Below are 13,084 nucleotides of genomic sequence, written 5' to 3'. Positions count from 1 at the left end.
GCTCAAAGGGGCTCCTTCAGCCAGTCGGTCAACGCCGGAATCCTGCGTCTATTTCGTCCAACCACGCCTTGCGCGGCGCACAGGGCGTTCAGAACGGCCTCGACCGTGGTTTCCACAACCGCTTCGAAAACGAGGTCGATGTATCTGTCATCGACACGCGAAATCGAAATGAACGGTGAAGGCGAGACGTGCGGCAGAGGATCGGCGGTCGTGAAGGCGATGGCGATATCGCCACTGCCGTGTCCCCAATACGAACCGAGGCGGGCAATGCCGGCGCCGGCCCGGCTGGCGGCACGGTTCAATTGCCGGTCGTCAAGAGGAATATCCGTGCCGAGAATGATGATGATCGACCCGCTTTCAGGCTCGCCGAGCCCTTTGGGATCGGCTCTGCGGCCATCCGGGAGGACAAGATCCCCTGCCCTGCCGAAGTTGGACAACACCAGAGCGCCAAGCGTGAAGGCGCGAGACCCGATCTCGACAGACCTGGACGCGCTGCCGATACCCGCCTTGAAGCCAAACGACGTCATTCCGGTGCCGGCGCCGATGCTGCCCTGTTCGACCGGACCGGCGCTCGCGGCATCCAGCGCCGCTTCGGCGTCATGCCGGGTGACCGCCATTGCCTGAATATCATTGATGCCGCCGTCGTTGCATTCGCAAACGACGGGGTTGACCGTGCTGGTCTTGCGCCCGATCTCCGGGTTGGCGGCAATGGCACGCTTGATCAGCGCCTCCGCACATGGTGCGACCGAGAACGTGTTGGTCAGAAGGATCGGCGTTTCGATCGTGCACAGTTCGGACAATTGCATGAGCCCGACGGACTTGCCGAAACCGTTGATGATATCGACCGCCGCCCTGACCTTGGATCTGAACAGGTCGCCGCCATGGGGCAAGACGGCGGTGACGCCTGTCGCAAGTCCGTCGGCGATGATCGTCTTATGGCCGACCAGGACACCCGGCACGTCCGTGATCGCATTGTTCGGGCCGGGCGGCAGCCGCCCCATGCAAAGGCCTAAACGCCGTGCCGCGCCCATTTTCACATCCCACTCATCAAGCAAGGGCCGCTCTTCCGGCCGCATGCCCGTTCATCTCTGCAAAAGCTGTCTGGACGTAAATTTCCTGCAGGCGGCGTGTCAATGGACCAGGTTGGCCGTTTCCGATCCTGTGGCCGGCAATACGGATGACGGGGGTGACCAGGCTGGAGGCGGAGGTCAGGAACGCTTCCGCCGCCGAAAACGCCTCCTCTGGCGAGAACGCACGCTCTTCAAACAAAATGCCCTGGTCTTCACATAGACGCGCCACTGCTCGCCGCGTACAGCCGGGCAGGATGGCTTGAGAATTGGCGCGAGTAATGACACGGCCGTCGTGCGTAACGATGAAAGCCGTCGCCGATGCGCCCTCGGTCACCTGTCCACCCTCGACAAACCAGACATCATCGAAGCCTTTCTCGCTTGCAGCATGCTTTGCCAGAACCTGCCCCAGCAGCATGACAGTCTTTATGTCGCGCCGCGCCCAGCGCGGATCAGGCGCCAGGTCGACGGCGACGCCTTCGGCCTGAGCCTTGGTTCCTACGAGTTTGCGGGCGCTTGTGAAGGCGACCATGGTCGGCTCAAGATCATCGGGAAACAGGAAATTGCGCTTGGCTTCGCCGCGCGAAATCTGGAGATAGACCGTTCCTTCATCCAATCCGTTGAGCGAGATCAGTTCCAATTGAATGGCTTCTATCTCAGGCAGCGTCACGGGCATGGGAATACATATCTCGGCAAGCGACCGCTGGAGACGATTGAGATGGAAATCATTGTCTATCAGCCTGCCGCCCATCACGGCGGTCACCTCGTAGACCGCGTCTGCAAAGAGGAACCCCCGATCGAAGAGACCGATGCGCGCCTCGTCTTCGGGCATGTAACGCCGATTGCAATAGACTTGCGCCACTTTGGCCATCCTCGATCCCAGCATCAACTGACTGCTCGATAAATGCCAAGGCAGGTCGGCAAAGACCAATTCAAAAAATGCAATTCGGTATGCCGATACCGTCAAAGCGCAACGGGCACTCTCTGCGACGGCCGCATGATTCACGCCACGAGACGGCGCAGGTCGCTGAATGGTTTCCTTTAATCCCGCGGAGCCGGACGGGGGCTTGGACGACGCATCGTTGACCTCCCGATATTGACAGGTCGCGGCCATCGATTTAAGTTCGCGTTAGTGGCCACTAACGCGAACTACTGGACAGCGCTCGGAGATCCGACAAGGCGCACGATCTTCGAACTGCTGGTCGAACAGCCCTGTTCGGTCAGCGGACTTGCTCGTGCCCTGCCTGTAACCCGGCCGGCCGTCTCTCAGCACTTGAAGATACTCAAGGCTGCCGGGCTTGTGGCCGACACGCGCTCGGGCAAAGAACGCATATACCGTATCGATCAGGATGGGCTGGCAGGCCTGCGCGCGGAAATCGACCAGTTCTGGAGCAAGACCCTGGCGGGCTACAAATTAGCCGTCGAGTATCCAAAAAAGGACCAAGCATGAGTAAGGACCCTGCACTCGCGCCCGTAAGGCATTTCGTCGTTGTCGAGGCATCCATTGCGCGTGCCTTCAAGGTTTTCACCGAGGATTTCGGGAGATTCAAACCTCGAGAGCACAATCTTCTTGCCGTTCCGATCGCAGAAACGATCTTCGAACCCCGGGTCGGAGGGCACATTTACGACCGAGGTGTGGATGGCAGCGAGTGCCGCTGGGCTCGTGTGTTGGCCTACGATCCGCCCAGCCGGCTGGTTCTGAGCTGGGACATCAGCCCTCGGTGGCAGATCGAGACCGACCCGAACAAGACGAGCGAATGGGAGGTCCGGTTCACGGCCGAGACCGAGAACAGAACCCGAGTTGAGATCGAGCACCGGCATTTCGAGCGCCATGGGGAAGGCTGGGTAGGCGTGAGGGGTGCAGTTGATAGCGATCAGGGCTGGCCGCTCTACCTGCAACGGTTCCACGACTTGTTCAACCATCGGACAGCCTGACAACCGCGTTGCAGTTCATGGGGTATGACTCGCAAGCACCGTATCGCCCACTGAGATTCCAGGAGCAGAGACAATATGGAAGTCTATTGGTTAAGCATCCTCGGCGTGCTTACGCTTTGTTTGCTGTCGGTGGTGTTGGCAGTCTATTCCGGTTCGTCCAAGGGATTTGCAGGGGTGCTTTCAGGACCGGTAGTCCCGGCGGACGACCACAACCCGCTCTACAGGATCGACCGCGTCCACATGAACTCGGTTGAGGCGCTGGCGCCCTTTGTCGTGCCCGCGGTGCTGGCGATGATGGTTGGTGTTGGACCGACCACATTGGCGACGCTTGTGGGGCTGCACCTGGCGATACGCCTGATTCATCTGGGAATCTACCTACGTGGCGGAAACGCCGCAAAGGGAGGCAGTGTCAGGACGGTTCTGTACGTTTCGGGAGCGCTGGTTACGCTTGCCCTTATTCTTGTGACTGGATGGGCAGCACTCCATTGACGCGTTATCGGCAGTTATCGGAGGCTACATCCGTTATAGTCCGCGTCCGGCATCCCCGTTCGGCAACAGCGCCACCGTCTCGGCCCAGGCAACTTTCGGGACCATTATGCGGTTTTTTTCAAAAAGTGCCCTAGCCGCTCCAACCAAGGCATTTTTTCGTTGCAGCCGATCGGCATTCTCCCACCCCCATCGGTCCCGCTGTTATGTGTTATTTTTGCTACATGTCGCTGCTCATGACTGGGAAAACCCATTTAGAGTCGCCTAAATTAATATTCGCTCACGTATTTTCTGAATATATCGGGTAATTCGGCAATGGTGGGCCTGGGGTTGGCCCGCTTATGCGCCTTGAGGAAGGCGTTGGGGAAACGGGTGGGCTAAATGAATAGAACTGGCATGTCGGCCATAGGCAAGCGCCTTGGTCTTTTGATGGCGGCTACGATGCTGACTTGCGGGGGGGCGAACGCCCTCACGCTCAAGGAGGCCGTGGCGGTAGCGGTCGAATCCAATCCGGAGATCGGCCAGGCGATAGAAAATCGCGAAGCGATCGAGTTCGAATTGCGTCAGGCAAAGGGCCTCTATTTGCCCAGCGTCGACCTGCAGGCGTCGGCTGGCGCTCGCCGTCTCGACAATTCGTCACGGCGCGCACTCTCGATAGAGGACGACGCGCTTTATCCGGCAGAAACCGACCTGACCGTTTCGCAGACGCTCTATGACAGCGGCGCAAGGCGCGCAGAATTGAACCGCCAGGCCTCCCGCGTCGATGGCGCGTCGTTTCGAGTGCTGGAACGGTCGGAATTCATCGGCCTCTCTGTTGTCCAGGACTACCTCGAATACATGCTCCAGGCTTCGATTGTTGCCGAGGCAAAGAAAAACCTGGGCTTCCATCAAGCAATCCTCCACGACATCCAGGAAGGCATTGCCGGCGGCGGGTTGAACGAAGCCGACCGGCAACAGGCTGAGGAGCGGCTGTTCGCGGCCAAGGCCCGCATGCAGGAAGCGTCGGAGGAACTGGAGGCCGCGCGGATACGGTTTTTCAAGACTGTCGGCAAGCCGCTGACCAATGCAGCGAGGCCGGCTGACGTGTCCGGCACGCTGCCAAGGTCGCTGGACGATGCCTTGGGCCTTGCGCGCGAGAGCAACCCGCGCGTCCACATGGCCAACAGCGATATTGCCGCGGCGGCCTCGCTGGTGGACGCGGCGCGCGCGAAATACGGCCCTTCGATCATTGCCGAAGGCTCTGCCCGGGCGGGCTACGACATTGACGGCGACAATGGAGACGCATCCGATCTGCAGGCACGTCTGGTGTTGCGCTGGAATCTCTATCGGGGCGGCATCGACAAGGCCAATGAGCAGGAGCAGATCCGCCGCACCAGCGAGCAGCGGCTCGCGATGCACCAGGTTCTCCGAGAGATCGAGGAAGCCGTTCGCACGTCATGGGATCGTCGCTTCCGGCAGGCCGATCTGGCCAAGACCCTGAAGCTACAAGCAGTCTCCAACGAAAAGCTGGTCGCGTCCTATCGCGAACAGTTTAAGGTCGGTCAGCGCTCGTTGCTCGACGTGCTCGATGCGCAGAACACGCGATTCAACACCGCGACACTGGCCGACACCGCGTCCTACGCATCCCTTTTCGCGCAATATCGGCTTCTGGCGGCGACCGGGCAGTTGCTGAAAACGATGGACGTCCACCCGCCAAAACAGGCTACGGCATACGCGCGGACCGAGTTCGCCGCGCCGGAAACGGCCGACACCGAAACCTATGCGCGCACGCCCTCGGAACAGAAAAACGACGTGCCGTTCGATATTCTGGCACCGGTCAGGAAAAAATAGGCGGGCCTAAGGATCGATCGAGAGTCCCCGCGGGCGGATCGTGAACCAGCAACCCAACATTCTGTCACCGAAAGAGGCTTTCAAGGCCTGCTTTTCGGCCGTCGCCGCATATCTCGGCCGCCCCAGCGCCGAAACCGTGCTCTTTGCCGGCGTGCCGCTGGCGGAAACGCGCATCGACATCGACGCGATCCGGCATCTTGCCGAGCGCGTCGGCCTTGAAATAACCGAGTTCAGCCATCGCGACTTTGTTCGGGGGCGCATCGACCTCCCCGCGATCGTCTTTCGCGTCAGCCAGCTGCCGGTCGCGCTGCTGGCCGATGGTGAAGCCGGCGAATATTTCACCGCTCCCCAGGAGGACGGGCGCACCACGATCAGCCGGTCGGAACTGGCCAACAGCTATATCAGCGGCGGTGCGTCCTTCTCGATCACCTACGCCAACGCGACGGAGGCCATGAGCGTCGGCTCGGCGCCGAAAATCGAGCGGCGACATTGGCTGACGGGAACGATGGGGCCGTTCTGGCGCACCTATTCGAAGGTTGTCCTGTCGGCGGTGTTCATCAATCTGCTCGCCATCGCCTCGCCGATCTTCACCATGAACGTGTACGACAGGATCCTGCCGAACAAAGCGATATCGACGCTCTGGGTGCTGGCCATCGGCATCGGCGCGGTCATCCTGTTCGACCTGCTGCTAAAGACCTCCCGGGCATCGCTCATCGACTATGCCGGGCGCAAGGCGGATCTGCGCATTTCATACATGCTGTTCGAGAAGGTGCTGAACTCGTCTCTGGCGGCACGGCCGGGCTCGACGGGCGAATACGCAAATCGCGTGACCCAATATGAATTCGTGCGCGAATTCTTCACGTCCAACACCATCAGCGTGTTCATCGACACGGCTTTCGTGTTTGTTTTTCTCCTCGTCATCTATGCGATAGGCGGCTGGCTGGTCATGATACCCGCGCTGGCCTTCGTCGCGTCGGTGATCGTCGGACTGGTCACGCAGCGGCGCATCGGCAAGCGTGTGGCGGCCTCCATGAACGAGGCCTCGCAGCGCCAGGCGCTGCTGGTCGAATCCATTTCCACGCTGGAGACGATCAAGTCGCTGCGCGCCGAAGCCTACCTGTTGCGAAAATGGGGAGAGCATTCCAAAAACGCCTCCAACACCTCCGAGAAGATCAAGCAGCTTTCGGCCGCCGCCGGCAATATAACGCAGGCCATCCAGCAGCTGGTCACCGTCGCGCTGGTGGTGGCCGGCGCCTACGCCTTCTCCGAAGGACATGTCTCCACCGGAGCCATCATCGGCACCGTCATGCTGGCCAGCCGGGCTGTGGCCCCGCTCGGGCAGATCGCCATCACCTTGTCCAGATTGCGCCAGGCCATGCTCTCTTTGCGGATGGTGAATTCGATCATGGCTCAGCCGGAGGATCGTCCGGACACTGTGGGCTTCGTCAACCGGCCCATCCGCAACGGCGCCATGGTGTTCCGGAACGTCGGCTTTACCTATCCCGGCTCCGAGAACGAAGTCCTGACCGGCCTGAATTTCTCCGTGAAGCCGGGGGAGCGGATCGGCATCATCGGCCGCATAGGATCGGGAAAGACGACGATGGGGCGGCTGATCGGCAGGCTTTTCTTGCCGAGTTCCGGCGAACTGCTGCTGGACGGCATCGACATCCGTCAATACCACCCCTCCGAGGTTCGCGCCGCCGTCGGCATCGTCGCGCAGGCGAACGATCTGTTTTCAGGCACCATCAAGGAAAATCTTTTGATGGCCTGTCCGGAGGCGACCGATGAGCAGATCGTCGAAGCGGCCAAGGCCGCCGGCGTCGACGATTTCGTCTCCCGCCACCCGCGTGGCTATGACATGAATGTCGGCGAGCGCGGCACCAATCTCTCGGGCGGCCAGAGACAGACGATGGCGATCGCCCGGCTGTTGCTGACGAAACCGAAAGTCGTCTTCCTGGACGAGCCGTCCGGCTCGATGGATCTGGCTTCCGAGCGTCAACTGATCAAGCAGCTCAAAGTGGCTTTCGATCGAAACACCACGCTGATCGTCTCGACGCACCGCTTCAGCATGCTCGAACTTGCCGACCGGCTTATCGTCATCGAGCAAGGCAGGATCGTTGCCGATGGACCAAAGGACCAAGTGATACAGGCGCTGCAGAAAAAAAGCACCTGAAGAACGAAAACTATCAAAGTATTCAATGCGTTGGGGCCGTGGGAAATGCTTGCAAGAGAAGACCGGCCGCCGCTCTTTGCGTCGGCGTCCATATTTATCATAGGTGCACTCTTCGTGTCTTCCGTTGCTTGGGCGTCCTTTGCCGAGGTGGATGAAATCGCACGCGGCGACGGCAAGGTCATACCTGCTTCCAAAACGCAGATCATCCAGGCCAGCGAGCCGGGCGTCGTCCAGGAAATTGCCGTCAAGATCGGGCAGGTCGTGAAGAAGAACGACCTCATCATCCGCCTCGACAATACGTTCAACACCTCCAGCCTTGGCGAGCAACAGGCCAAGGCACGGGCATTACAGACCCGCATTGCACGGCTGAAGTTCGAGCAGAGCGGCGATCTGCAAGGCGAATTTCCATGTCCAGCCGAAATCCAGAAGGTCGCCCCGGAAATCTGCGACAACGAGCAGAAGCTGCTCGTCGCCCGCCGCGACAACTTCGAAGTCAAGCTGTCGGTTCTCAAGTCGCGCCTCGATCAGCGCGAGAAGGAATTGGACGAGGCGACCGCCAATTCCGATCGCCTCACGAAGAATCTGGTCGTCAGCGACCAGGAGGCAAAGCTGGTCGAAGCCATGGTCAAGAAAGGCCTGATGGCGCGAACCGAGCAACTCCGGGTCGAACGCGAGCAGACCGAGCTCAATGGGCAGCTGACGCTTGCTGGAGAAACCACCAAGAAAGCCAAATCGGCTATCACCGAGGCCCAGCTTCAGGTCGACGAGCTCGGCCTGCAGCTGCAACAGGAGGCGCTGAGCGACCTCACGCAGGCGCTGGCTGACCTCTCGGTGGTCGATGAAACCATTCGCGGCGCGACCGACAAGGTGGCCCGCACCGACATCCGTTCTCCAGTCGACGGTATCGTCAACACGCTTGACATCAATACGGTTGGCGCCTTCGTGCAGCCCGGCGCGGTGGTCGCCGGCATCGTTCCGACTTCGGAGACCTTGCTGGTCGAAGCGCGGGTTTCGCCCCGCGACGTTGCCTTCATCCGGCCGGACCAGGAGGCGCTGATCAAGGTCACCGCCTATGATTTCTCGATCTTCGGCGGCATCGAAGGCAAGGTCTCGAACATCACCGCCGACAGTCTCGTCGACCAGAAGACAGGCGAGCCCTATTATCAGGTGCGCGTCGCGACCGACAGGTCGACGCTGACGCGGGATGGCAAGACCTATTCCATCATCCCGGGCATGATCTGCTCCGTCGACATCAAGACCGGCCGCAAGACGATCCTGACCTACCTGCTGAAACCCATCAACAAGGCACGAGAGGAGGCGATGAGTGAACGATAGCGCCACGCCTCCCGCTGTTCTCGAGCGGTTGCTCGTGCCGATGGCCACGGAAGACCTCGGCATGGAGTTCCGGGTTGTCGCGCGCCGCGGCATCCGCCGCGGCATCCGCCTGGAGCGGACGTTCTGGACGTCGCTCAGGCAGATGGCGGAAAGCCGCAAATGCACGATCGGCATGCTTGTCGATGAGATCGCCGAGAGCCAGCCTCCGGCCGGCAATCTGACGTCGGCGATCAGGGTTGCCTGCATTCGTGACTTGACGGAAGAAAACCTGACGTTGAAGAGGCTTGCGTCGATCAGGACGATCACCGCGATACTGGTCGCCTGCCCCTCGCCCGCCTTCGCCCTTTCATCGTCGAAAAAGATCCTGACCTTCAACGCTCCGTTCCAACAATTGGTAAAGCGCCAATTGCCGACGGCGCCGAGCGATGACGGGCGTCAGGATCTCAGGCTGGCGCTCGATCTCAACGTGGCGGACATCTTCGCGCGGCTGGATGCCAATGGCGAGATTCCGGTCGCCAGCGGGTTCGTCATCGGCGCCGGCGAACGCCGATATCGCGGCCAATTGAATGCCGTGCGAGCACCGCTGGTCGGGCAGGACCTGCTGATGGCATTCGTCAGCGGCTAGCAGCAGTTCCAGGAAAAGTGCGAAACGCTTCCCGGGAAAAGCGTGTAGCGCTTTCCCTTGGGAATTGCGCAAAACAAAGAGATAGAGCGGTTCGGCGTTTTCCATAAAAGCCGGCGAACCGCGGTTGCTCACCGACGGGCAAGCGCTCCAGAAGCCGTGTCGGGCTGCAATCCCTCGCCGGGCGCGACGCCTGCAAAACCGCCCTTGATCTCCGCGACCTGCGCGCTGCCCGATCTCGAACCATGGATCCAGGCTCGGTCCGTGCTGAAGGAATAAAGCGGCACATAATCGGGGAGATCGCTGTCGCGCAGCACGGTGTTGTTGAGGCTGTCGAGAATGAACACGCCACTTGCCGTGCTTACCGACAGGACCGCATGGAAGAATCCCCGCCTGCGATCCTGGAGAACAACCAACGCCATGCTTTGCGCGGGGATGCCGGCCCTCAGCAGCGCCGTCATCTTCAGTATGACGAAATCCTCGCAGTCGCCGGCGCGCTTATCGAGCACCTCGGTGGGCTTTGCCCAGTAATCGAGCTTGCCATAGATGACGCTGTCCTTCCTGTAGGCGATCAGGTGATTGATGCCGCTGTTGACGAATGACAGTTTCTCGCTGAACCCTTTGCCCTGTGCCGACGAGATCAGCCTGGCAAAAGCCGCGCTCTTCTGCTCGCAGGCACTGCCCGCCGAGCAGCCGACAATTGCCTGGTAGACCGGTGCCCACCGCGCGGCGACGGGAAAGTTATGCATGGACAACGCGACCGAGCCGAACACGCCGGGGATAATCGTTGCCGTCTTGATGGGATCAATTCCGACATTCGCAGGCGCCGGCGCAACGCCCGCTTGGGCATCGTCGATCGTGTAACTCATGGAAACCAGGTCGGGCTGGTATCCTACCGCCGATCGCCAAGGCTGGAATCTTTCCAGGGAAACGCCGCCCAGGCTGGGCGGCATCCGCACGTCTTCAACAAGCCCGCCGACCGAAGCGGTGTCCTCTAAATGGACGCTCGCGAGCGATGGCTGCGGCAGGCCTGCGAGGCTGATCGTCAGCAAGAGTAGCTTGAGGCCGGCTGTTCCCGGCGCGGTTTTTTCTTTTTTCATAACGCCCACCTTTTGACTGTGGACGGTATCGATCTTGTCTCAAATTATTGGCAATGAAGGTAGATAATGGCGACGAAACTTGTTTCCCCTATTTTTCGTAAAATTTTATTTGAATTTATACTTCTATTTACCATGCAACCGGGGGCGAGGCCTCATCCGCACCGGCACATATCGACTTATATAACAGAATATATGCTCCCAGTTTACCACGCGTAAAAAATGCCATTGTAGGCATATAATGGTATATAAAGTAGATTGACGGACGGTTGCAAAGTAATGGTTGCCGCTGTCTCTTTCGGGGAAATGCCGGAGGGGTACAAGCAATGACCATCAATAACGAATTGGACGCCGTTTCGGGTTCGTGGGACGAGCATTCCATGGCCAGTGAACGTCACGACCAGACCTCGCCGGCAGAGTTCCAGGTCGCACAGGCGGCTTCGACGCAACAGGCCGCGCCGGCAGCGGCCGAACCAGTGCCGGTCGATGTGGGCAGTGGCGCGCCGGCGGAAGCACCCGCGGAGGCGAAGGCCCAGGCGGCAGCCGCGCCGCACGAATACGTCGCCGACGCCGGCAACGTCGTGAAGCTTCCGGCGAACGTCTCGATCGACAACATCAAGGTTGACGGCCACAATCTCGTGCTCGAACAGGCCGACGGCTCGGTCATCGTGATCAAGGACGGCGCGCTCAACGTGCCGACCTTCGTCCTTGGCGATGTCGAGGTGCCGCGCGTCGCCTTGATCGCCGCGCTCGAGGCGAGCCATGTGGATGTCGCCTTCGGCGCCGATGGTTCGATGTCGGCTGGCCCTGGAGGTTCGACCTCGAGCGCCGGTGGAAATTTTGAAATTCCTCCTGGCGGCATCGGCGATGGATTTGATCTTTCGGCGCTCTTGCCGCCGACCGATCTGCAGTTCGGGCAGGCCGAGAGGCGGGAACTGTTCCTTCCCAATGCGAACCCGGAATTTGGCGATCTCACCGTCCGCGTGTCGGAAGAAGGGCTTTCCGGCGCAAACCCGGACGGCGATCCCGGCTCACCCTTCGACGAATCGAATCTTTCGGTGATCAACGGCAGCTTCGGCGCTACGGATCCCAATGGCGATCCGCTGACCTACGGCCTCGGAGTGCCTGCCACGACGCTTACCTCGCACGGCACCGACGTCGTGTGGGAACTGGTCGATTCGACGCATCTCGTCGGCAGGGTCGGATCGGACGTCGTGATCAGCGTCACCATCACGGATGCGAGCACGGGAACCTTCCAGATCGCCCTGCTCGGTCCCCTCGACCACCCGCTGGCCGGTTTCGAGGATGACCTCTCCATCGTCGTCCCGGTTACCGTGCAGGATCCGTTCGGCGGCTCGGCAACGGCCAACATGACCGTGATCGTCGAGGACGACAGCCCTGCCCTGACGGTGGGCAACACGGCAGCCAGTTCCGCGGTGCTCGATGAAACCAATGCCGGTTCGCCGGCCGGCTTTCCGATCGATGTGACGAGCGCCAACCCGATTATTTCCGTTGCATCCAATTTCGGTGCCGACGGCGCCGCCGCCGGCGGCGGCATCGCCTATGCGCTGGGCCTGACCGGCAATGTCGCATCGCTCGATTCGGGCCTGAAGACGGCCATTGGCGATTTTGCGATCACGCTGCTGCAGACCAATGCGACGACGGTCACCGGCACTTATCAGAACGGCGGCACCCACACCGCCTTTACCATCGTCATCAACGGCAATGGCACGCTTACGGTCACCCAATACGCTCCGCTGGAGCACACTGTCGATGGATCGAGCGCTGCTGCCCATGACGACGTGCTGACCCTCTCGGGCAAGATCACAGCCTCGGTGACCGTCACCGACTTCGATGGCGACAGCGCATTCGGCGGTGCCCAGATCGGCGGCGCGATCCAGTTCCACGACGATGGACCTTTGGTAACAGTCGTCGCCGACGCCGGCGCCGTGGTCTCACTCGACGAAACGCAGGCCTTGAGCATGGCGGCTGCGATCAACACAGGAACCATCGTCAAGGGCGATGATCCCGATATCGGCGGTACCGGGGCGATCACCTCCGGCACCAGCAACGGCGCCCTGGTCAATGTGACGGCGCTGTTCGGCGGCGACGGCCCGGCGGCAAGCACCGCCACCGTCTATCAGCTGAGCGTCACGAACGCCGTTTCCGGCCTGACCGTCACCGACGGCTCAACGATCACCTTGCAGACGCTTGCGAACGGAGCGGTTGTCGGAGTCGTGCAGGGCGGCGCGTTCAAGGGCGAGGCCGCGTTCGCGCTGTCGATCGATCCGGCCACCGGCAAGGTGACCGTCGAGCAATATCTGTCGCTCCACCATTCCGACACCGGTAATCCCGACGACACGGTTGCACTCACCGCCGGCTCGCTGGCCGTGAAGGTCACGATCACGGATAGCGATGGCGACTCCGCCAGCGCCAGCGCCGACGTCTCGGGCCAGATCAGTTTCGACGACGACGGGCCGAAGGTGACGGCTGTCGCCGCCACCGGCGTTACGGTAGCGCTTGACGAGACGGCGACCAC

Annotated in this window: 11 protein-coding genes; 8 read left to right on the top strand and 3 right to left on the bottom strand. The window is 60.8% G+C overall.

The window, feature by feature from the left end; genetic code table 11:
• Positions 1 to 2: 2 nt before the first annotated feature.
• On the bottom strand, positions 3 to 1,031 hold the full coding sequence (locus FJ959_RS05145) for a P1 family peptidase (RefSeq protein ID WP_140515179.1): 1,029 nt from the start codon (positions 1,029 to 1,031) through the stop codon (positions 3 to 5).
• A 16-nt stretch (positions 1,032 to 1,047) separates the two neighbouring features.
• Positions 1,048 to 1,938, bottom strand: a complete 891-nt coding sequence (locus tag FJ959_RS05140) for a D-amino-acid transaminase (protein WP_140498074.1) — start codon at positions 1,936 to 1,938, stop codon at positions 1,048 to 1,050.
• Between the two features lie 261 nt (positions 1,939 to 2,199).
• On the opposite strand from FJ959_RS05140, the gene FJ959_RS05135 reads away from it, so the two are divergent.
• The 7 genes from FJ959_RS05135 to FJ959_RS05105 all read left to right on the top strand — a co-directional run bounded on the left by FJ959_RS05135 (position 2,200) and on the right by FJ959_RS05105 (position 9,451).
• A complete protein-coding gene (locus FJ959_RS05135) occupies positions 2,200 to 2,517 on the top strand; it encodes a metalloregulator ArsR/SmtB family transcription factor (protein WP_210239498.1) in 318 nt (105 codons plus the stop codon).
• Positions 2,514 to 3,002, top strand: coding sequence for an SRPBCC family protein (locus FJ959_RS05130; protein WP_140515178.1), 489 nt, complete (start codon positions 2,514 to 2,516; stop codon positions 3,000 to 3,002). Before FJ959_RS05135 ends, FJ959_RS05130 begins: the two co-directional genes overlap by 4 nt.
• Positions 3,003 to 3,077: 75 nt before the next feature.
• The gene (locus tag FJ959_RS05125; protein ID WP_140515177.1) at positions 3,078 to 3,491 is read left to right on the top strand and encodes an MAPEG family protein; all 414 of its coding nucleotides are present in this window, start codon (positions 3,078 to 3,080) and stop codon (positions 3,489 to 3,491) included.
• A 378-nt stretch (positions 3,492 to 3,869) separates the two neighbouring features.
• Positions 3,870 to 5,318: a TolC family protein gene (locus FJ959_RS05120; RefSeq protein WP_140515176.1), complete on the top strand. Its 1,449-nt coding sequence runs from the start codon at positions 3,870 to 3,872 to the stop codon at positions 5,316 to 5,318.
• Positions 5,319 to 5,358: 40 nt separating this feature from the next.
• Positions 5,359 to 7,491 carry a type I secretion system permease/ATPase gene (locus FJ959_RS05115; protein WP_140564444.1) on the top strand — a complete coding sequence of 711 codons (2,133 nt, stop codon included), beginning with the start codon at positions 5,359 to 5,361 and terminating at the stop codon, positions 7,489 to 7,491.
• 45 nt (positions 7,492 to 7,536) lie between these two features.
• The gene (locus tag FJ959_RS05110; protein ID WP_140497322.1) at positions 7,537 to 8,826 is read left to right on the top strand and encodes an HlyD family type I secretion periplasmic adaptor subunit; all 1,290 of its coding nucleotides are present in this window, start codon (positions 7,537 to 7,539) and stop codon (positions 8,824 to 8,826) included.
• On the top strand, positions 8,816 to 9,451 hold the full coding sequence (locus FJ959_RS05105) for a ribbon-helix-helix domain-containing protein (protein WP_140515174.1): 636 nt from the start codon (positions 8,816 to 8,818) through the stop codon (positions 9,449 to 9,451). The genes FJ959_RS05110 and FJ959_RS05105 overlap by 11 nt, the downstream gene beginning before the upstream one ends.
• Before the next feature lie 128 nt (positions 9,452 to 9,579).
• Here the strand turns inward: FJ959_RS05105 and FJ959_RS05100 are convergent, their stop codons facing one another.
• A complete protein-coding gene (locus FJ959_RS05100; RefSeq protein ID WP_140628857.1) occupies positions 9,580 to 10,548 on the bottom strand; it encodes a transglutaminase-like cysteine peptidase in 969 nt (322 codons plus the stop codon).
• Between the two features lie 323 nt (positions 10,549 to 10,871).
• Between FJ959_RS05100 and FJ959_RS05095 the strand changes: the two genes are divergently transcribed.
• Positions 10,872 to 13,084, top strand: a 2,213-nt coding sequence (locus FJ959_RS05095; RefSeq protein WP_210239497.1) for a DUF5801 repeats-in-toxin domain-containing protein, incomplete at its 3' end; no start/stop codon positions are given.

It is taken from the genome of Mesorhizobium sp. B2-2-4, assembly GCF_006442375.1.
Taxonomy (GTDB): Bacteria; Pseudomonadota; Alphaproteobacteria; order Rhizobiales; family Rhizobiaceae; genus Mesorhizobium.
The sequence above is the reverse complement of the archived record's forward strand: the minus strand, read 5'-3'. Positions and strand labels throughout refer to the sequence as shown.